Origin of the sequence: Tenacibaculum pelagium, assembly GCF_014062345.1 — a bacterium.
GTDB classification, from domain to species: Bacteria; Bacteroidota; Bacteroidia; order Flavobacteriales; family Flavobacteriaceae; genus Polaribacter; species Polaribacter pelagius.
Map to the genome: position 1 here is coordinate 290903 of NZ_JACGLS010000004.1, position 22094 is coordinate 312996.

16 protein-coding genes are annotated in these 22094 nt (G+C 31.5%); 8 read left to right on the top strand and 8 right to left on the bottom strand.

The window, feature by feature from the left end; translation table 11 throughout:
- The first annotated feature begins 35 nt into the window (after positions 1-35).
- From tyrS to H3Z83_RS10350, 6 genes are all read left to right on the top strand, one after another.
- On the top strand, positions 36-1340 hold the full coding sequence (gene tyrS, locus H3Z83_RS10325) for a tyrosine--tRNA ligase (RefSeq protein WP_182125410.1): 1305 nt from the start codon (positions 36-38) through the stop codon (positions 1338-1340).
- A 428-nt stretch (positions 1341-1768) separates the two neighbouring features.
- A complete protein-coding gene (locus tag H3Z83_RS10330) occupies positions 1769-2311 on the top strand; it encodes a DUF2911 domain-containing protein (RefSeq protein WP_182125411.1) in 543 nt (180 codons plus the stop codon).
- A gap of 177 nt (positions 2312-2488) precedes the next feature.
- Positions 2489-3073, top strand: a complete 585-nt coding sequence (locus H3Z83_RS10335) for a porin family protein (protein ID WP_182125412.1) — start codon at positions 2489-2491, stop codon at positions 3071-3073.
- Positions 3074-3202: 129 nt separating this feature from the next.
- On the top strand, positions 3203-6022 hold the full coding sequence (gene leuS / locus H3Z83_RS10340) for a leucine--tRNA ligase (protein WP_182125413.1): 2820 nt from the start codon (positions 3203-3205) through the stop codon (positions 6020-6022).
- 131 nt (positions 6023-6153) lie between these two features.
- Positions 6154-7344: a GNAT family N-acetyltransferase gene (locus H3Z83_RS10345; protein WP_182125414.1), complete on the top strand. Its 1191-nt coding sequence runs from the start codon at positions 6154-6156 to the stop codon at positions 7342-7344.
- Between the two features lie 6 nt (positions 7345-7350).
- Positions 7351-8217 (top strand): acyl-CoA thioesterase, encoded by an 867-nt coding sequence (locus H3Z83_RS10350; RefSeq protein WP_182125415.1) that lies wholly within the window; start codon positions 7351-7353, stop codon positions 8215-8217.
- A gap of 73 nt (positions 8218-8290) precedes the next feature.
- Here H3Z83_RS10350 and H3Z83_RS10355 read toward each other — a convergent pair whose 3' ends face one another.
- From H3Z83_RS10355 to H3Z83_RS10375, 5 genes are all read right to left on the bottom strand, one after another.
- Positions 8291-10540, bottom strand: a complete 2250-nt coding sequence (locus H3Z83_RS10355) for an inorganic phosphate transporter (protein WP_182125416.1) — start codon at positions 10538-10540, stop codon at positions 8291-8293.
- Positions 10541-10613: 73 nt separating this feature from the next.
- Positions 10614-11813, bottom strand: a complete 1200-nt coding sequence (locus H3Z83_RS10360; protein ID WP_182125417.1) for a porin — start codon at positions 11811-11813, stop codon at positions 10614-10616.
- An 80-nt stretch (positions 11814-11893) separates the two neighbouring features.
- On the bottom strand, positions 11894-12778 hold the full coding sequence (locus H3Z83_RS10365; protein WP_182125418.1) for a metallophosphoesterase: 885 nt from the start codon (positions 12776-12778) through the stop codon (positions 11894-11896).
- 80 nt (positions 12779-12858) lie between these two features.
- On the bottom strand, positions 12859-14826 hold the full coding sequence (locus H3Z83_RS10370; protein ID WP_182125419.1) for a DUF5689 domain-containing protein: 1968 nt from the start codon (positions 14824-14826) through the stop codon (positions 12859-12861).
- A gap of 12 nt (positions 14827-14838) precedes the next feature.
- Positions 14839-17598, bottom strand: coding sequence for a TonB-dependent receptor (locus tag H3Z83_RS10375; protein ID WP_182125420.1), 2760 nt, complete (start codon positions 17596-17598; stop codon positions 14839-14841).
- 189 nt (positions 17599-17787) lie between these two features.
- On the opposite strand from H3Z83_RS10375, the gene H3Z83_RS10380 reads away from it, so the two are divergent.
- Positions 17788-18831 carry an endonuclease/exonuclease/phosphatase family protein gene (locus H3Z83_RS10380; protein ID WP_182125421.1) on the top strand — a complete coding sequence of 348 codons (1044 nt, stop codon included), beginning with the start codon at positions 17788-17790 and terminating at the stop codon, positions 18829-18831.
- A gap of 33 nt (positions 18832-18864) precedes the next feature.
- Here H3Z83_RS10380 and H3Z83_RS10385 read toward each other — a convergent pair whose 3' ends face one another.
- Genes H3Z83_RS10385 through H3Z83_RS10395 form a run of 3 tightly spaced genes read right to left on the bottom strand, consistent with a single transcriptional unit; the run spans position 18865 to position 21389 of the window.
- Positions 18865-19209: a hypothetical protein gene (locus H3Z83_RS10385; protein WP_182125422.1), complete on the bottom strand. Its 345-nt coding sequence runs from the start codon at positions 19207-19209 to the stop codon at positions 18865-18867.
- A 54-nt stretch (positions 19210-19263) separates the two neighbouring features.
- Complete coding sequence (gene recJ, locus H3Z83_RS10390) at positions 19264-20949, bottom strand: single-stranded-DNA-specific exonuclease RecJ (protein ID WP_182125423.1); 1686 nt, start codon at positions 20947-20949, stop codon at positions 19264-19266.
- A gap of 14 nt (positions 20950-20963) precedes the next feature.
- Positions 20964-21389, bottom strand: coding sequence for an OsmC family protein (locus H3Z83_RS10395; RefSeq protein WP_182125424.1), 426 nt, complete (start codon positions 21387-21389; stop codon positions 20964-20966).
- Between the two features lie 109 nt (positions 21390-21498).
- Here H3Z83_RS10395 and H3Z83_RS10400 point away from each other — a divergent pair, with 109 nt between their 5' ends.
- Entirely contained in the window at positions 21499-22089 is a 591-nt protein-coding gene (locus tag H3Z83_RS10400) for a carboxymuconolactone decarboxylase family protein (protein WP_182125425.1), read from the top strand.
- The last annotated feature ends 5 nt before the right edge of the window (positions 22090-22094 follow it).

Genomic DNA, 22094 nt, shown 5'->3' on the forward strand with positions numbered 1-22094 from the left:
ATAAAGTTATCTTTGCCTCTTTAAAATCAAAGAAAATGACTAAGAATTTAGTAGAAGAATTACAATGGAGAGGTATGATACACGATATTATGCCGGGAACAGAAGAGCAATTACAAAAAGAAATGACTCCGGCGTATATTGGTTTTGATCCTACATCAGATTCTTTACATATTGGTAGTTTGGTTCCTATAATTTTATTGGTTCATATTGAAAAAGCAGGTCATAAACCTATTGCATTAGTTGGTGGAGCTACAGGAATGATTGGTGATCCATCAGGAAAGTCTGATGAGCGTAATTTGTTAAATGAAGAAGCATTAGCTCATAATGTTGCTGGAATAAAAAGAACATTAGCTCGTTTTTTAAACTTTGATAATGGAGCTGATAATTCTCCAATTTTAGTAAATAACTACGACTGGATGAAAGATTTTTCATTTATAGAATTTGCGCGTGATGTTGGTAAGAGAATTACGGTTAATTACATGATGGCAAAAGATTCTGTTAAGAAACGTATTTCTGGTGAATCAGGGGGAGGTATGAGTTTTACTGAATTTACTTACCAATTAATTCAAGGGTACGATTTTTATCATCTACACAAAACACACAACTGTTTACTACAAATGGGAGGTTCTGATCAGTGGGGAAATATTACCACAGGTACAGAGTTAGTGCGTAGAATGAATGTAGGTAAAGAAGCGAAAGCTTATGCTGCTACCTGTCCGTTAATCACAAAAGCAGATGGTTCTAAGTTTGGAAAATCTGAAGGTGGAAATGTTTGGTTAGATGCTGATAAAACATCAGTATATAAGTTTTACCAATTCTGGTTAAATACTTCTGATGAAGATGCTGAAAAATATATTAAGATTTTTACTTTCTTAGATAAAGAAACTATTGATGCTTTAATTGTAGAACACAAAGAAGCTCCTCATCAAAGAGCTTTACAGAAGAAGTTAGCGGAAGAGGTAATTACTTTTGTGCATTCAAAAGAAGAATTGGATAAAGCAATTGCAGCTTCTAATATTTTATTTGGAAAATCTACTTCAGATGATTTAAAATCTTTAGATGAACAAACATTTTTAGATGTGTTTGACGGAGTTCCTCAAGCAGAGGTTTCTCAGTCTGATGTTTCAGAAGGATTGACTATGATTGATGCTTTAGCTGGTAAAACAGGTTTTCTGAAGTCTAATGGAGATGCACGAAGAGCATTAAAAGAAAATGCAATTTCAGTAAATAAAGAAAAGGTAAAAGAAGATTTTGTAATTACTACAAAAGATTTAATTGCTGATAAATATGTATTGTTACAGCGCGGAAAAAAGAGTTATTTCTTATTAAAAATAGCTTAAGAAGCTATTTTAATATCAAAAGTTAAAGGGCATCGCTTACAGTTGATGCCTTTTTTTTGGTATTTATTGCAGCACTTACTTTTTGGTTTTATACAATTTGACGAACAAACAGAAGAACACACAGTTTCTTTTTGTATAGGAACAATAGGAGTAATCTTTTTATTTTCAGTGTAAAAGACAATCATTTTTCTAAAATCTGCGGCAAATATAATAATTTATTTAGAATAAATTAAAATAATAATTTTTTAATTTTCTTGAAGTAAATTGCTGATAATTAAATAGGTTATAGCTTGAGAAACTACATTAGTAATTACTATAGGATTACAGTGCTTTTAATGATTTTCACATAACTTTAATAAAGTTTAGCGTAAGGATTTGTAATTTAAAAGACGAAGAAGTTTAATTACTCACTTAAAAGAAATATAAAAATGAAAAAAAGAATATTCGCGTTAGCAATTTTAATGGTAGCAGTATTATTTTCGAATGAAATCGTTGCACAAAAATTTCAGCCATTAGATAAAAGTCCTATGGATGCAGCTGCATTTCCTAGTAGTTATAGAGTTTCAGATAAATTAGTAAAAGTAATCTATAGCCGTCCGCAATTAAAAGGACGTAGTGTAGCTAAATTAGCACCTGCTGGAAAAGTTTGGAGAACAGGAGCAAATGAAGCAGCTGAAATTACATTTTATAAAGATGCAAAATTCGGAGGTAAAGATGTAAAAGCTGGAACCTATACATTATTCACAATTCCTGGAGATAATGAATGGACTGTAATTTTAAGTACAGCTAAAAATGTATGGGGTTCTTATTTTTATAAAGACTCTGAAGATGTAGTTCGTGTAACTGGAAAAGTATCTAAATCAGAAAAGCCTATTGAAGCTTTTTCAATTGCTTTTGATGGTGAAGATAACAATGCAACGATGTATTTAGGATGGGGAGATACACTTGTATCTGTTTCTGTAAAAGGATAGTAGTATTAAAAAATATAATAAATAAAAAAGATATAGTTATAATTGTAGTTTTTTTATGAAATATTTATCTGATATACAGTGAGTTGTTTTTTTATGTTGATTTTTTTAACAAAAAAATAACTTTTGGCATAATGGTTGTTTTTATTCGCCACAGTATAAAAACTAAAAACTATTATTATGAAAAAAGTATTACTTACAGTATTGTTTAGTGTAGCATTATTATCAAATGCAAATGCTCAAAAAGTTAAAATTGGAGTTAAAGGAGGTTTAAACATTTCCTCGTTAAAAGGAAATAAAGCAGGAGAGTTTTTTGACCCAACTCAAGAGGTTATTTCAAATCCAGATTCTAGAATAGGGTTTCATTTAGGTGTAGTTATAGACGTTAAAATTAACAACAAGTTCTCTGTTCAACCGGAGGTGTTATATTCTACAAATGGAGCTACAATTCAAGATTATTCTACAATAAAATTAGACTATTTATCTCTTCCTATCTCTGCTAAATACTACTTGATTGAAGGCTTTAGCATAGAGGCAGGTCCTCAGTTTTCATTTTTGGTAAATGATGTATATGATTATGAGAATAAGTCAGACTTAGATACTGATGCAGAAAATTTTGATTTAGGAATTAACGTAGGTTTAGGTTATGAGTTAAAATCTGGATTATTTTTACAAAGTAGATATACTTTTGGCACGAGTACTTTAAGTTCTAATCCAGTTTTGAGAAATGGTAACTTTCAATTATCTTTAGGATATCAATTTTAAAAAGTAGTATAAAATATTATAAAAGCCTCTTCATTTGAAGAGGCTTTTTTGTGGCAGTAAATTCCTATAAACGACGCTTTCTACTTCCAAACAATAACCGTAAATTTGCAGCTTCTTAAAAGAGATACAATGCAATACAATCATCAAGAGATAGAAAAGAGATGGCAACAGTTTTGGGCAGATAACCAAACTTTTAAAGCCAGTAATGAATCTGAGAAACCTAAATATTATGTGTTAGATATGTTTCCTTATCCATCGGGAGCGGGGTTACATGTAGGGCATCCGTTAGGTTATATTGCTTCTGATATTTATGCACGTTACAAGCGTCATAAAGGATTCAATGTATTGCATCCACAAGGGTATGATTCTTTTGGTTTACCAGCAGAACAATATGCGATTCAAACAGGGCAGCATCCTGCAATTACTACAGAGACAAATATTAAAACATACCGTCGTCAGTTAGATAATATCGGATTTTCTTTCGATTGGTCTCGTGAAGTACGTACATCAAGTCCAGAATATTATAAATGGACGCAGTGGATTTTCATTCAATTATTCAACTCTTGGTATAATAAAGATACCGATAAGGCAGAAGATGTTTCAACGTTAATTTCAAAATTTGAAGCAGAAGGAAATGCAAACATAAATGCAGTTTCTGATGAAGATATTGTTGAATTTACTGCAGAAGGATGGAAATCTTTTTCAACCAAAGAACAACAAGAAATATTATTACAATATCGTTTAACATTTTTATCGGATACAGAAGTAAACTGGTGTCCGGCATTAGGAACAGTATTAGCAAATGATGAAATTGTAAACGGAGTTTCAGAACGTGGAGGGCATCCTGTGGTTCGTAAAAAAATGACTCAATGGTCTATGCGAATTTCTGCCTATGCACAACGTTTATTAGATGGATTACAAAATATAGATTGGCCACAGCCGTTAAAAGATTCTCAAACCAATTGGATTGGTCGCTCACAAGGAGCAATGGTTTCTTTTGATGTTGAGAATTACGATGCTAAAATAGATGTGTTTACAACACGTCCTGATACAATTTTTGGAGTGTCTTTTATGACCCTAGCTCCAGAACATGATTTAGTGGCGCAAATTACAACTGATGAACAACGAGAAGCTGTAGAAGCTTATGTTGAAGCTACTTCAAAACGTTCTGAGCGTGATCGTATGGCAGATGTAAAAACCATTTCTGGTGTATTTACAGGAGCCTATGCTTTACATCCGTTTACAGGTAAGCAAGTACCAATTTGGATTGGAGATTACGTATTAGCAAGCTACGGAACAGGAGCGGTTATGGCAGTACCTTGCGGTGATCAACGTGATTATGATTTTGCAAAACACTTCGGATTAGAGATTCCAAATATTTTTGCTGATGTTGATATTTCTGAAAAAGCAAACGATGCAAAAGACGGAATTAAGTTAGTAAACTCTGATTTCTTAGATGGTTTAAATTATAAAAAGGGAATGAAAACCGTAATCTATGAACTAGAAAAAAGAGGTTTTGGTTTTGGAAAAATAAATTATCGTTTACGCGATGCAGTATTTAGTCGTCAACGTTATTGGGGAGAGCCATTCCCAGTATATTACAAAGACGGAATTCCGAAAATGATTGACGCAGAGCATTTACCGATTGAGTTACCAGAAGTAGAGAAATATTTGCCTACTGAAGATGGAAAACCACCATTAGGAAACTCAACAGAATGGGCTTGGGACACCATTAATAGTAAAGTAGTTTCAAATAATTTAATAAATGACACTAGTATCTTTCCTTTAGAGCTAAACACAATGCCTGGGTGGGCAGGAAGTTCTTGGTATTTTAACCGTTACATGGATTCGAATAACGAAGGAGAATTTGTAAGTAAAGAAGCGGTTGATTACTGGAAAGAAGTAGATTTATACATTGGTGGCTCTGAGCATGCAACAGGACACTTATTATATGCACGTTTTTGGCAAAAGTTCTTATTTGATAGAGGTTTATTACCAGTGGATGAGTTTGCTAAAAAACTGATTAACCAAGGAATGATTTTAGGAACTTCTGCTTTTGTTTATAGAGTAGAAGGAACAAATTCTTTTGTGTCAAAAGGTTTAATAGAGGATAAGAAGGTACAACCTATTCATACAGATGTTTCTTTAGTAAATGCTTCAGATGAATTAGATATTGAAGGATTTAAAAACCATCCTTTAAATATAGATTTTAAAGACGCTGAATTTATTTTAGAAGATGGTAAATATATTGTAGGTCGTGAGGTTGAAAAGATGTCGAAATCGAAATACAATGTTGTAAATCCAGATTTAATTTGTGAAGAATACGGAGCAGATAGTTTACGTTTATTCGAAATGTTCTTAGGGCCATTAGAGCAAACAAAACCTTGGAAAACATCAGGTATTTCGGGAGTATATTCTTTCCTTAAAAAATTATGGAAGTTATACATTGGCGAAAACGGAGTAAATGTTTCTGACGTTGAACCAACAAAAGAAGAATTAAAAACATTACATAAAACAATCAAAAAAGTAGAAGAAGATATTGAGAATTTCTCTTTCAATACATCAGTTTCTACGTTTATGATTGCTGTAAATGAGTTAACAGCTCAGAAGTGTAATAAACGTGCTGTTTTAGAGCCATTATTAGTGTTAATTTCTCCATATGCACCACATATTGCAGAAGAATTATGGAGTCAGTTAGGTCACACAGAGTCTATTGCTACAGTAGCTTTTCCAAAGTTTGAAGCTTCATATTTAGTAGAAAGTTCTAAAAATTATCCAGTTTCATTCAACGGTAAAATGCGTTTTACCTTAGAGCTACCATTAGATATGAGTAAAGAAGAAATAGAAAAAGTGGTTATGGCGAATGAAAAAACACAGGCACAACTCGCTGGACGAGAGCCAAAGAAGGTAATTATTGTACCAGGTAAAATTATCAATATTGTAGGATAGTTTTTAATTTAAAACAATTATAAAAACCGACACCTATAATTAGGTGTCGGTTTTTTGTTTTTATGAAAAGATGAATAACTATACAGATTGCAAAATATTCACTAATTTACACTCAAATTAGAAGGGGATCTGTGAATTTTTTATCTTGTAATAACCATACACTTAATACTCAATACTATTCTTCGATACAAGAAATACCCAATACGGTATGGACTCAGTTAGATTGTATTAATAATTTATACTTTCATCCAAAATATTTAAAATCGCTCGAAAAGCATAATTCTGACATACAATTTGCCTATGTTGTGTTGTTCGATGAAGATAATAAGGCAATAGCTTTAGCTACAGTTCAAATTGTAAATTTCTTTTTAGATAGCGTTCAAAACGACATGCAATCTATTGTAGAATGGGTGAAATGTATGGGAAGAAAACTACGAATTATTTCTCCTGAAAAACCATTTAAAGTACTTACTTGTGGTAACACTTTTGTAAGCGGAGAACACGGAGTTTTTATTAAAGATGGTCAAGATAAAAAAGAAGTAATTCGACAAATAGCAAAAGCTGTTGTAGAATTTTCTAATACCAGTATTCAAAATTCTGCAGACGCCTTCATGTTAAAAGATTTTGAAAAAGAGTCACTTTACATTACCGATGAACTTTACGAAGAAGGATACAATTCGTTTAAAGTAGAACCTAACATGATGCTTCATTTAGATGAGGATTGGGATACTTTTGATGATTATTTAGCTGCACTTAAAACAAAGTTTAGAGTAAAAGCAAGAAAAGCTTTAAAACTAAGTTCTCATTTAAGAATTGAAGAAATTAAAGTAGAGAACTTAGACGAATTGTTGCCTAAAATGACGAAGCTTTATAAGACGGTGTCTAACAAAGCAAGTTTTAATTTAGGAGACTTTGATTTACAAACCTATAAATCGTTAAAAGAAAACTTAGGAGAAGATTATATTTTAAAAGTTTATTGGTTAGAAGATGAGGTGGTAGGTTTCTTGTCAGGAATTATTAATCAGAATTCGTTAGATGCTCATTTTGTAGGTATAGATTATAAGTACAACAGAGATTATGCTGTGTACCAAAGAATGCTATATGATTATATTTCTTTAGGAATTAGTAAAAAAGTAAAAGCAATTAATTTTGGTAGAACTGCAAGCGAAATAAAAAGTTCGGTTGGCGCTATTCCTCAGGATTTAACAATCTATTTACGTCATAAAAAATCGATACCAAATGGTATTTTAAAATTGTTTTTAAAAAGAATTCAACCTTCTGAATTTAAGCAGAAGCTTCCTTTTAAAACTAAAAAAGCTTAGTTAAAAATGAAAAACACACAAGAGTTATTAAAAATACTCACCCTTGATGATATAGGAGATAATAATTATAACGGAGTTAGTAAAGATATTGGTAGTCCGAATGTTTTTGGAGGTCAAGTATTGGCGCAATCGTTAAATGCAGCGTATAGAACGGTTCCAAAAGAAAGAACACTACATTCGTTACATTCTTATTTTTTAGAGGCTGGAAACCTTGAAATTCCGATTACATATAATGTACAAACAATTCGTGATGGAGGCAGTTTTTCTACGCGAAGAGTAACGGCACATCAAAACGATAAAACGATTTTTATCTTGGCTTGTTCTTTTCATAAGAAAGAAGAAGGACACGAACATCAAATGCCAATTAAAAAAGATATTAAACAACCTGAAGAATTGTTTAGTTGGACAGATATGTTAGATCAGTTTGGCGATTTTCTACCTAAGAAAATGAAAGCCTTTTTAAGTATTGAGCGTCCAATAGATTTTAAACCCGTGCAAATTGCAAATCCTTTAGATATGAAAGATTTGCCTCCAGTTGTTGATGTTTGGTTTAAATTAAAAGGAGATTCTTCAAATTTAGAGTTAGCGATTAAACAACAAATTTTAACCTATATATCTGATTACAATATTTTAACAGCTTGTTTAAATCCGAATGCTAGTGTTGCCAATTTCGGAAACACACAGATGGCAAGTTTAGATCATTCGATGTGGTTTTATCGTGATTTCGATTTTAATGACTGGATGTTATTTTCAGTAGAAAGTCCGAACTCGTTTGGAGCACGTGGTTTTGCTTGTGGAAACATTTACACAAGAGATGGAAAATTAGTTGCTTCGGTTGCTCAAGAAGGTTTAATGAGACCAATGAAAAAATAGTCAAGGAGAAAAAATATAACGTATAAAAAAAACCGAGCTTTTAAAGCTCGGTTTTTGTTTTTATATAGTAATCTTAAATGTTTTTAGTACTAATATGAAATTCCTCATACGTTTCTAATAAACTCATAAGACCAGAAACTAAATCTTGTGTTTCAATTAAAATACTAAAGTATAATGTAGTATTTTTTGGACTTGTTTCGTCTGTTCTAATACGAGCAACTTGTTTTTCGATAGAAGCAGAAACATCTTTTAATAATTCTTTCTTTTCGTTTATAATATCTTCTAAATTATCGAAGCTTCTATTTTCAAATGCACTACTGATGTCTTCTAATAATTTAGATAAAGTATTATCAATATGTTTTAAATCTTTTAATTGTCCTTTTTTAAGAGCTTTATGGTTATTGTTAACATGTTTAAAACTTGCTCTAGAAATATAACTAATAGATTGTGCAACATCTTGTAAGTAACCTAAAACTAAAATATAGAATCTACTTGCTTGTACAGAAGTATCATCTAACGATTTAATAAAGTAGAAAACACCATCTTTTAAGCCATCAATTTCATCGTTTAACTTACCAACGTGTTTATCAGTTTTACGTAGCTTATTTAAGTCGTGATTAGCTAAATCGTTAACAACATTTGTGTATAACTTGTTAACACGAGTTGCAACTTCAGCAATATGATCAGCACTTTCTTCAATTACTCCATTAATCGTAATTAATTCAGCTCTTTCAATATGAATTTGCTTTTTAACTTCTTTCGATTTTTTTCTGTGGATTAAAGTATTTCTTCCAATTAATAATGCAACTACTAATAACATTACAGGAATCATTACCATGTTCCAGCTAATTAAGTAAGCTACAATAGCAGCAGCTACAAAAGCAGTAATAGCAGTTAAGAACCAACCACCAACAACATTAATTACACCAGCAACTCTATATACAGCACTTTCACGTCCCCAAGCTCTATCAGCTAAAGAAGTACCCATTGCCACCATAAATGTTACATAGGTGGTAGATAAAGGTAATTTCATTGAAGTTGCAATAGAAATTAAGATACCGGCTACAATTAAGTTAACAGCTGCTCTTACTAAATCGAAAGCAGGCATTTCGTAGGTTTTATCTTTTGGTAACTCGATTACTGGTTTTTGAAATTTTGAATCTACAAAAGCTAATGTTTTTGCAGGAACGATAGCGCTAATACCAGCGTTAATTCCCATAGCGGCTCTTACTACAACTCTAGATAAAGGGTTTGGTTTAAATTTCTCATGACCTTCACCTTGACGAGATAAATCGATACCTGTTTTGATTACGTTTTGTGCTTTACTAGAAGTCCATAAAGTAACTACCATTATGGCACCAGCCATTAATAATAACCAAACATTAGATGGTACTTTTTTAGCTAAAATCCCCATTGAGAAGGCATCTGCAGATACTCCAGAAACTTCCCATGCTTGGTATGAGTTCCATGCTGCGATTGGTACACCAACAAAATTTACCAAGTCGTTACCAGAAAAAGCCATCGCTAAAGAGAAGGTACCTACTCCAATAATTAATTTTAAAATATTTATTTTAAAGAAGCTGATTAATGCTTGAGAAATTAAACTCCAAACAACAAAACTTCCTGTAATAATTGCTAAGGTATTTCCTTCAATTAAATGTTTAATGTCTTTATAAAAAGGAGTTCCTTTCATTCCTTTTATAATGATGAAATAAGTAATTGCAGTGATAGCAAAACCACCAAACAAAGCATTGATATAATTTGCTCTTTTTTCAAAATTAAAAGAATAAATTAATCTTGAAATAAACTGAACAATAGCACCTACAGAAAAAGCAACCACAACAGAAAGTAGAATTCCATTTATAATTTCAACAGCTTTCTTGTGATTGATATAGTTCCAAATGTCTGAAATTGACTGAGAATCGTTTGATGATATTTTAATTAAAGAAATACATACAGCTGCACCCAGTAGTTCAAATACAATTGATACCGTAGTTGAAGTAGGCATCCCTAACGAGTTAAAGATATCTAATAGTAAAATATCAGTAATCATTACCGCCATAAATATGAACATGATGTCTTGAAACATGAACATATTAGGATTAAAAATACCTTTACGTGCTACCTCCATCATTCCACTTGATGTAATTGCTCCGAAGAATACACCCACACTGGCAATTATCATGATGTTTCTAACCTTAATAGCTTTAGAACCAATTGCTGAATTTAAAAAGTTAACAGCATCATTACTAACACCTACAACTAAATCAACAATGGCTAAAATAGCTAAGGCAACAAGCATTAAAATATATGGATCTCCCATTTTATAGTTTTGTTTAAGATTTGCAAATCTACAAACACTATTCGAGTGTTTATGTTAGGTTTACGTTATTTTTTTAAAAATGAATATCTACCTGTAAACGGTACATTAATTCGTTTGTATTATTAACTATATCTAAGTAACTTAGATCTGTTTGTACTTTTAATTTATGACCAACAATGTATTTAGATAAACCTAATGTGTATTGATTCTCAGCTCCTTTTACAGTAATGTTTTTGTCAAGGTTTATATTTGTATATCTACCAGATATCTCCCATTTTTTTGAGAATAAATATCCTGTTTGCAGGTTAAGACCATTACCTATCTGTACGATGTCTCCAGTTGGTGTCCCATCAGAGTTTTTTGCAATAGGGTCTTTAGCATCTCTATGTGCATATTCTCCCATAAATGAAAAACCTTTATACTTAAACATTGCATCAACAAATACAGTAGAAATATTAGTTCTATAAAAACCAACATCACTTTTCATATATTCTCCGAGATTACTTCTGTTTTTTACAGCGTTTTGATTAAGATCAAATGTAAAACCTACTGCAAGTTTAGGCTTTTGCTCATTAATTAAGTCACTACCACTATAATCACCAAAATCTTTAAAAAGACCAAATGGTAAAAACTCAATTCGACCAGTATATTGATGTCCTCCTAAATTACCCGTAGTTATATTTCTTCCTTCTCCTTGACCAATAGATAAAGCTTCACGAACGATAAATTTGTCTGATAAATTAAAGTGATGACGTAATTGTATCCCTAAATCTCTATCAATGTTAAATTCACTATTTAATAAAGAACGCTCGACAAATTGTAAATTTCCAGAAGAAACTACTCGTTCACGATTTCCAGGTAGTTTGGTTTGTCCTATCCATAGTTCGAAGTTTTTGTGAAAATTCCATTTAATAAAAGCATCTAAAATATATCTTGGTGCGTTATTGGTATGTTCTGAAGGGTTACCTATATCGTTATTTGATAAGCCTAATTCTATTTTATATTGTAGTTTAGGAGATAAAGCAAAACCATTAAATTTTAACCTAGCTCTTCTAACTAAAAAAGAAGAGGAAGGGTTTGATAAACCGTTAGAATCTGAACCCCATTGAGCAACCGTTAAAAACTGCATTCTCGCTGAAATATTCATAGACCAAGTACTGTCTTTTCCTATTAAATTAAAAAGGCCATTACCGAATTTAGGATTTATTTTTTCTTGAGAAAAACTAGTAAAAGATATAATTGTAAAAAGTAAAGAGAATAGTTTAAATTTCATTCATAAAGTAATTTGACAAATGTTGTCGTTTGAAAGGAACAATGCTTAAAGGTTATAGGTGTTAATGAAGTGTTAAAAAATTAAATATACTGAGAAATATCCTCAGGACCTTCAAGAATTTTTCTTATTATTTGCATGGTTCCGTTTTCATTGGTTACTACATGCCATTTAATAAGTGTTATTTTATTGTTTTCAATTTCAAGCCCAGTAATACATCGTGGATGTACACAGCTACCGTCGTTAAAATGTGGTAACTCATTAGGTGAAGGAAAACGAGGGCGGTGTGTATGTCCAGTAACAATCATTTGATTGTTGTTGTTTTTAATCCATTTTTCGAGTCGACCTTCAACTTTTATTAATTCTTTAAAGTTTTTAGCTGGACTCGTAGGATCATCTATTCCTATTAATTGTAATGGACGCCAAAGAATTTTAACAAGAAACTTGCTAAAACGCCAAAAAATGTAGTTAAACCAATCTGCTTGATGCCCATGTAATAAAAAAACTGATTTACAATCTTCTTGTTCTAATCGAATAGCTTCAGAAAATGAAACTCCTATCATTAGTTCTTTTTCTTTACCATCTGCAGTGTCGTAATAGTAATGCAAGTTTTTTGCAATTTTTTTTGGATTTCGATAATCCATATCGTGATTTCCCCAAATAAAATGTAATCTGTTTTTTTCGTGAAACTCTTTTAATAATAAATACACATCTTTATTTGCATTAAAGATATTGGCGAATTTGTTTTCCCAAAGCTCGTCACCATCACCTAGTTCTATATACGTAAAACCCTTTTGAAGATACTGAGATAAAGCATGATGAAATATTTTTCTGTTATGAGAAAAATCATCAGCGAAACTGTTATCCCCTCGATGGCAGTCAGAAAACAAAATGTATTTTGACTCTTTATTTAAAGGAAGTTTTTTTGCTTGATTGAAGGCTCTTGTGATCCTCTTATTTGAAAACATAATTACTATTTACGATATAAAGATGCATAAAAAAACCCAAGTTTTAAAACTTGGGTTTTTAATGTTTTGTAATCAAGAGATTATCTAGAACCTAATGAAGTAAAATCATCTATGTCTTTTACTTCCCATTCAGAATCTGTTGTATTAGTACCCGCACTAGCAGTCCAATCTGCGTTTCCTTCAGTAATAGAAGATTTACGAACTAAAGTATGGTTTTGTGTTGCATTTGCAATTCCTGCAACTTCCCATCCAGTACCTGGATCACCATTCCAATCACCTACTCTATCTAATACAGTAAAGCTAGTTTCAGTTCCATGTACTAAAGCAAAACCATCATCACCATTACTTAAGAAATTAAAAGTGTGGTTAGCTTTTCCTAAAATCTCAGCATTTGCAGATCCATGAGCAATAATATAAACTCCTCCTGGAGCAATTGTAGCCCCAGCTGGGAATTCATTCCAGAATTCATGCTCACCAACAGTTGTTGGAGCATTAGAAACATTAGGATATGCGTATGCAGTTAAATCTACATTTTCTGTAGATGGATTATAAATTTCTAAATACTTATTGTTGCTACTTCCTTCTGCATATTCAGAGAAGAATAATTTTACTGGACCTGTAGGAGTGGTTGAACCACAAGCATAATCTTCAGTAAAATTCACATCAGTAGTATCTCTAATATAAATTTGAGGAGTATTATATGCAGACATAACACCTGTTATAGTACCTTTTTTATCACTTACTTGATCTCCAGCAAAAGTAGCAGAGCTACTTACAAATGTAGTTAAGACATCATCACAGTCTGAAGTTAATTCATTATTTCCTGAGTATGTTTTAGTAATATCTTTAAATTGTACACCTTCAATAGAAACTAGTTTACCTTGGTAATCTCCAGTTAACGCTTGTGCAATTGTAATAACTTCTGGGGTTGGTAAAGTACCAGTAGTTTTACCTAGAATATCGCTAGTAGATAAGTTTAATTGTAATAAACCTCTAAACTCACTTAATTTTAATCCTCCTACAGCAACTTCAATCTCATCTCCTAAGTTTAAATCGTAAGCACTGCTAAAACGTAAAGCTATACCAGCAGTAGCATCTTGTCCAAAAGCATTTTGGTTTGAAGTATTAGCTTTAGATAAATCTGAAGTGATTACAATTTTAATTTTAGAATTTTGAGTAATTGTAGTTTCACTTCCGGTATATAAATCTTTAATTTCAGCTAAAGTTGCAGCTGTAGGGTTGTTGTTACAACCGTATTCTTGAGTTAAGTCTACATCTTCAGTGTCTCTAATGTAAATTTGATAATCGTTTCTAAATTTACCAACAATACCAGTAATATTACCTTTCATGTCAGGAATTAAGTTAGATTTAAAATTAGCAAATCCACTAGTTCTCATAATAATAGTTTCGAAAGTAGCACAACTTTTAAAATTTCTGTTTACAGAAAAAGTATTGTCTGGGTTTGCGTAACTAACACCTCTTTCTTCTGATTGAACATCATCAATCTCTACAAGAGTGTTAATATGGCTTTCTGTTAATTCACCAATTGTAAGTTTTGTAGGGACAATATCAACAATTTCTGAAGAACGCTCAATGTGTTTTCTATAGTCTAATTCATCGATTCTATCAACATTTCCATTGTCGTTAGCGCCTATTTGGAAATTTTCGAAATATTTTCCTAATACTAACCCATTAAGTTTAATATAAACTTTTCTACCAACATTATAAATTGCATTTACATTAGTGGCATCTATTCTAATCTCAAAACCAATAGTTGGGTCTTCAGGTTTATCTTGAATGATTAATGTTTTAAAGAAGTTTCCTTCTCTATCATCAGAAATAACATAACCAAATGTGTTAATTTCTTCGTTAAATACGATATTGTCTCCATTGTAAAGAGCAGCAATTTCACTTAAGGTTTTTAAGTTTTCGTATTGTTTATCTTCACCTACCATAGGTAGTTCAAAATCGTTGTTATCTACACAAGAACCAGTAGATAGTGCAATAAATAAAATTGCAAATATTTTATATAAATTTATTTTTTTCATTTTAGAAAGTTTTTAGAATCTGTAATTTACATTAATAAAATAAGTTGTTCCTCTTCCGTGCCAATATTTGTTACCAAAAGAAGGTTGACCGTTAGCGTTGTCATCACGAAGTTCAATATAGTTGGCATTTCTTCCTTGTTCAAAACCACCTGTTTTATATTCTTCGTTAAGAAGGTTTGTTACACTAGCGAAAAGGCCTATGTATTTGTTATTTCCTACTTTCCAAGATTTACCTCCAATAACATTTACAACAAAGTAGTCATCAAATTGTTCTTGTTGCAATAATTGTCTAGCTACCACAGGGTCATAACCAGGGAAAGGTTGTCCATCTACATCTGCGATAAAGTTTGTTGTTCTTCTAATTGGAGAAACATCAACAAAAGCTTGGTCTAAATAATTCACAGTTGCACCAAACCACCAGTAGTCAGGGTCTCTATAATCAAACCCGAAAGAATATGCTTTTTGTGGTCCAGCAGCTAAACGATAATCTTTAAGAGAAGATTGACCTAAATCTCTTTTACCGTTTGTAAAACCAGGAGTAGAAGCGTTTTCAGTTGTAATAACCAAGTTGGGGTTATTGTTATAAGTATATTGACCGATGTTAGCAGCTCCTTTTAAAGTTAATGTAGAAGTTACTTTAGCTTCAATACCTAATTCAACTCCAAAGTGTCTTTTATCAATACCAGTTAATATTTCTTGGATAAAAGCAGAATTGTCTCCACCAATACCATCTGCAAAGAAGAAAGAAATTTCAGTAGCGTCATAAATATCAGTAAAATAACCAGTTACTTTTGAAGTAATCATTGGGCTTCTAAAAATATAACTAATATCTCCAGTTAAGATTTTTTCACTATTTAATTCTGCTACATCAGCTACAGAAATGTTGTTAGCTCTTGAGTTAGAAAATGAGTTTCTTAAAGAAGGAGCTTTTGTAATGTAGGCTCCATTAAAATCAATTAAATGACGACCAGAAGCTTTATAAGTTAAACCTCCTTTAGCACCGTAATTAAAAAAGTCTAATTTTTTAGATTTACCTAAAGAGTTATTTGGGAAATATCCATTTTGATATAAACCTTCTCTTTGGTGACTTGTTTGGCTTGCTTGACCAGCTACATAAAAATCAACCTTGTTGTATTTAAATTGTAATTGAGCAAAACCTCCATAGATTTCAGAATCAAAAATATAGTTGTACTTGAATCTATCTCCAAGTCCTATAGTTCTGTTAGGTGTTAAAATGTTACTTTGTTGTTGATCGAAAGTATTTCCAAATGTATTAACATCTCTATATCCTGTTCCACCCAACATATCGATTGGAGTTGCGAAATTTTCAGACTCTAATTTTCTATATTCAGCACTAGCAGTTAATGTAATGTTATCTGTTAATTCTGAAGAAAAGATAGTGTTAGCAGTAAATTGTTTATCGTCATTTCTATCTTCGTATAAAATAACTCTAGCATTTTCAGGAGAACCTAAGTTACCTATAATTAATTCATCCCAATCAATTTGTCCATTCTCTTGGAAGTTGATTAAAGATTTATATGCTTTTTCGTAATCAGGTCCATTAGGATCTGATAAAGCCCAACTTGGAAGTTTTCTATAATATGTTGGATCAGGGTTATTTGCACCATTATAATCTAAACGGCTATTTCCTATTTCTCCAAATTGATAGCTAACATTGGTGTTTAATGTGCTGTTGTCTGAGATGTCCCAGTAATGGTTTAACATGATAATAGGTTCGTATAACCTTTTAACACGAGAGTTTCTCATTTTACCATTTTGGTAACCCCAGTATGAATTATATTTTATATCTCTTATATCAAAAACTTCTTGAGTATTTGGAGATGATTTACCTCTTTCGTTTTCTGCAGCAATTACAGTTAAGTTTAAGGCATGCTTGTCGTTTAATTGCTTCTCTATAGATAAGAAAATAGAATTTGCATCATAAAAAGTTCCATCTACATAACCTTCGTTACCTGCTCTTCTACTACCTGATGCAGTAATTGCCCATCCATTTTCTAATAAACCACTGGAGTAGGTAGCCATTAAACGATGAGAATAACTTCTGTTAGAACTAGCATAAGATATTCTTCCTCCTTTTCTATATTCAGAGGCTCTAGTATTGATGTTAGTTGAACCTAAAACACCACCAAAAGTATAATTAGAAGGAGTTAAACCATTGCTAAATTCTTGATTTCTTAATACATCATTTAGACCACCCCAGTTACTCCATTGTGGGCGACCGTTGTATAATTTGTTCATTTCAATACCATTGATCAAAACTTTACCATTTTCAGAATCTAAACCACGAATTCTGTAAAAAGATCCACTCCATTCAAAGGCAGCTGTTCTAGAGTAAATGTCTCTAGAGGCTTGTAAAAGACCAGAAATGTTATCTGCAGCACTTGCATCATCACTTAATTCATCATCAGTAATAGTAATTGTGCTTAAGTCTTGGTCTTCAGATACATCTTCATACATTAAGATAGTCCCTAAATCAACTTCCTTTCCTGATAATTGAACTGGAAAATTTTGGATTTCAAACCCATTAAAAGATACAACTACAACTTGTCTTCCGTTAGGTAAACCGTTTAATGTAAAAGCTCCATTAGCATCAGTTGTACTATTAATATTGGCGCTTTTTACACTTACAGAAACACCTGGTAGAGGTTTTTCAGAATCGTTGTTTATTACGATTCCTTTTACAATATTCTGCGCATTCATAGCAAGTATGCTTGAAAACATCAGTAATATTGTTAATGTAAAATTTCTCATAAATGTTTGTTTATAAAATATTTAATTAAGTTAATCCTTGTTCTCAACAATATATGAGAAAAGGGACGCAAAATTAATAAATTTTTAACTGATTCAATGTTAAATTAACATTATGAAATGTGTTATTTTAACATGTAATAATTTTTTGGCTTAAATTTTGTTTTATTTTTGCCGCGTAAATTTTATTAAATGAAAAAAGTAATATCAATTTTAGTAGTGGTTTTTGTAGTGTTTTCATCATTCGCTCAACAAAAGCAATATAAAATAAGAACTGTTGGGTTTTACAATTTAGAAAATCTTTTTGATCCTATAAATGATCCAGAAAAAGAGGATGAGAAAAGTCCTATAATGGAAATGAAGAGTGGTAGAGAGAAAGTTTATAAAGATAAATTGGATAAATTATCTAATGTTATTCTTCAATTAGGTTCAGATAAAGCTAAAACTAGTCCAGCTTTATTAGGTGTAGTTGAAGTAGAGAATAAAAAAGTATTAGAAGATCTTATAGCTACAGATAAGTTAAAAAAGAAGAATTATGGAATTATTCATTTCGATTCTCCTGATAAAAGAGGTATTGATGTAGCATTGTTATATCAGAAAAGATATTTTAAACCAATTCATTTTGAAGCTTTCAATCCTAATATATATAGTGAGAATAGAAAAGTGTATACTCGTGATATTTTATGGGTTTCGGGATACTTAGATGACGAATTGGTACATGTAATTGTAAATCACTGGCCATCTCGAAGAGGAGGTGAAGCTAAAAGTAGACCTTTGCGTGAAAAAGCAGCTTATAAGGTTACTCAGATTATCGAGAAGATCAAAGAAGATGATCCAAATGCTAAAGTAATTGTTATGGGTGATTTTAATGATGATCCTATCAACTCTAGTTTTAAAACTGTTTTGAAAGCTAAAGCGAAAAAGAAAAATGTAAAAGAAGGAGATATTTATAATCCTTATGAAAACATGTTTCGTCGTGGATTTAATACTTTAGGATATAGAGATAATATCAATTTATTTGATCAAATTTTAATTACTTCGCCATTACTAGATAAAGGAGAAAAAGATTTTTCTTCTTTTAAAATGTTTAAATCTGGAATCTTTAACAAGCGTTTTTTAACTCAAAAGAAAGGACGTTATAAAGGGTATCCCTTTAGAAGTTTTTCATGGGGTAAATATACAGGAGGATACAGTGATCACTATCCAGTTTATATGTATTTGATTAAAGAAAAATAAAATTAAAAGAGCTTGCAAATTATGCAAGCTCTTTTAATTTTTACACAAGCTATTTAAGTAGTTGTTTAATCTTATTTGAAATAAAGTTCCTTTTATTAAATCGTCTATTTGACCTAGTTCTACTTTAGAAACTGCCATGCTCACTTTATTTGAAGGGGTTTGTAATAAGATAGATTTGCAGTCATCCCCCTTAGTACAAGTGGCGCATTTTTTTTGTTTTTTAGAATCAGAAATTTTTTCTAAAAACTCTTCTATTTCACTTTCTTTTAAATGAAAACCTGTATCTCTAAAAATAATTTGAGTCAGATTAGAGCTTGAATTTTTCCATTCAAATGAAATTCCAATACCATTAGAATATATTTTTTTAATGCCTTCCATAATGTTTTTGATATGGAGACAAATATAAAAATTATTTAGATTTATTCTAAATAGTTATTTTAGATCTTTTAAAGAAAGCTGAATTGATGTGTGGTTGTTCCAAGTATTTTCATCTAAAGTATATGCGATGTCAAAATCATTTTGGATAGAAGAAATTTTGTTACCTAGTCCAAAGCCAATAGCTCCATATGTTTTTCTATCGGAGCCATAGATGATATTTAGTTTTAAATGACTTTTATCAACACCTACCTGTTTTCCATAACCATTATCTCTTACAGAAGTTGTAGAAAAAGTAGGCTTCATATTCTGTGGACCAAAAGGAGCCATCTGTTGTATAATTCTGTAAAACTTTGGGGTAATCTCTGATAAATCTATTTCTGTGTCAATAGTGATTTCAGGAATCAATAACTGTTTATCAATAGTTAATGCAACTACTTCTTCAAATTTGTTTTTAAAATTATCGTATTGCTCAGGAAGTAAGGTTAAACCTGCTGCGTATTTGTGTCCGCCAAATTGCTCAATAAACTCAGAACATTGTTCTAAAGCATTGTACACATCAAACCCTTTTACCGATCTTGCTGATGCTGCTAATTTATCGCCACTTTTAGTAAATACTAACGTAGGCCTGTAGTAAGTTTCTATTAATCTTGATGCAACAATACCTATAACTCCTTTGTGCCAGCTCTCATCAAAAACTACTGAGGTGAATTTTTCAGTTTCTTCATTGTTCTTAATTTGAAGTAAGGCTTCTTGAGTTATTTTTTTATCTAATTCTTTTCTGTCAGAATTAAATTTTTCGATAGAGGAGGCAAATTCGACTGCAGAGTCAAAATCCATTTCTGTTAGTAGTTCTACAGCGTAATTTCCATGCTTCATTCTACCAGCTGCATTTATTCGTGGAGCTATAATGAAAACAACATCAGTAATCGTTAATTCTTTTTTCTGTAATTGATGAATAATAGCTTTAATTCCGTTTCTTGGTTGCGAATTAATAACTTGTAATCCGAAATAAGCAAGTGTTCTATTTTCTCCAGTCATCGGAACAATATCAGCGGCAATTGCTGTTGCCACTAAATCTAAATACTCAGTTAAATCATCTATAGTTTGATTTCTTTTTGAAGCTAAAGCCTGAATCAATTTAAATCCAACTCCACAACCACATAATTCATCGTACGGATAATTACAATCAGCTTGTTTTGGATTTAAAACCGCAATAGCTTTCGGAATTTCAGTTCCAGGTTTGTGGTGATCACAAATAATAAAATCGATGTTTTTTTCTGATGCATAGGTTACTTTATCAATTGCTTTTATACCACAATCTAATGCTATAATTAAAGAAAAATCATTGTCTTCTGCGTAGTCAATTCCCATATAAGAAACTCCATATCCCTCTTCGTATCTATCCGGAATATAAGTAGCTATATTTGGATGTATTGTTTTTAAATATGATGACATTAAAGAAACAGCTGTGGTTCCATCAACATCATAATCACCAAAAACTAAAATGTTTTCGTTGTTGGAAATTGCTTCTTCTATTCGTCTTACAGCAATATCCATATCCTTCATTAAAAATGGATCGTGTAAATCTTCTAAAGATGGACGAAAAAACTGTTTTGCTTTATCAAACGTATCAATATTACGTTGCACTAAAATTTTAGCCAAAGTTTTATCGATCGATAAATCTTTAGCTAATTGAGTTACTTTTTCTTTATTGGGTTCTGGTTTTAATTTCCAGCGCATAGCAATTAAACTCTTTATTTATTATGAAAATAAATTGCAGTTTTTACATCAGCAAATTTTCTAAACATTTCCATTACTCCACAGTATTTTTCTATGGATAAATCAACTGCCTTTTTAATTTTTTCTTCGTTTAAATTTGTTCCGTAGAAATGATAATCTAAAGTTACAGTGTGGTAGTATTTAGGATGTTCTTCGGTTAATTCTCCAGATGCTTCCATTTTAAAATCATCAATATTAATTCTCATCTTTTTAAATAGAGAAACTACATCTAATCCTGAGCAGCCAGCAAGCGCAGATAACATCATTGCTTTTGGTCCTAAGCCAGAATTGTTTCCTCCGTTTTCTTCAGAAGTGTCAATTAATACTTTATGCCCGCTTGGATTGTCTGTCTCAAATTGCATATTTTCTTTCCAAACTGTGGTAACTGTATGTGATGCCATATTTTTTTTGTTTCTTGCGTAAGTTGTTTTGAGTTTGTCGACAAAATTTATCGAACACTTACACAAACTTACTATAAAAAGCGATTAATAAAAACTAAAATATAAAACTATGCCATTAGTAACGCCACTATCTGCAGATCATGATTTAGAAACAAAAGAATTAGCAGAATTTTTTAATGAAACATTAGGGTTTTGTCCTAATTCGGTATTAACTATGCAACGTCGTCCAGCCATTTCAAAAGCATTTATTAATTTGAATAAAGCAGTGATGGCAAACGAAGGAAGAGTAACTTCTGCTTTAAAAAGAATGATTGCTTGGGTGTCGAGTAATGCTACAGGTTGTAGATATTGTCAAGCACATGCAATTCGAGCTGCTGAGCGTTATGGAGCAGAACAAGAACAATTAGATAATATTTGGGAATATAAAACGCATACAGCTTTTTCTGATGCTGAACGTGCTGCGTTAGATTTTTCGCTAGCTGCTTCAATGGTACCAAATATGGTTGATGAGAAGATTAAAACTGAATTATATAAGCATTGGAATGAAGGAGAAATTGTTGAAATGTTAGGTGTAATTTCTCTTTTTGGATACTTGAATCGTTGGAATGATTCTATGGGAACTTCTATCGAAGATGGAGCAGTAGAATCTGGAGAGCAGTACCTTGGAAAGCACGGTTGGGAAAAAGGAAAACATATTTAATGTAA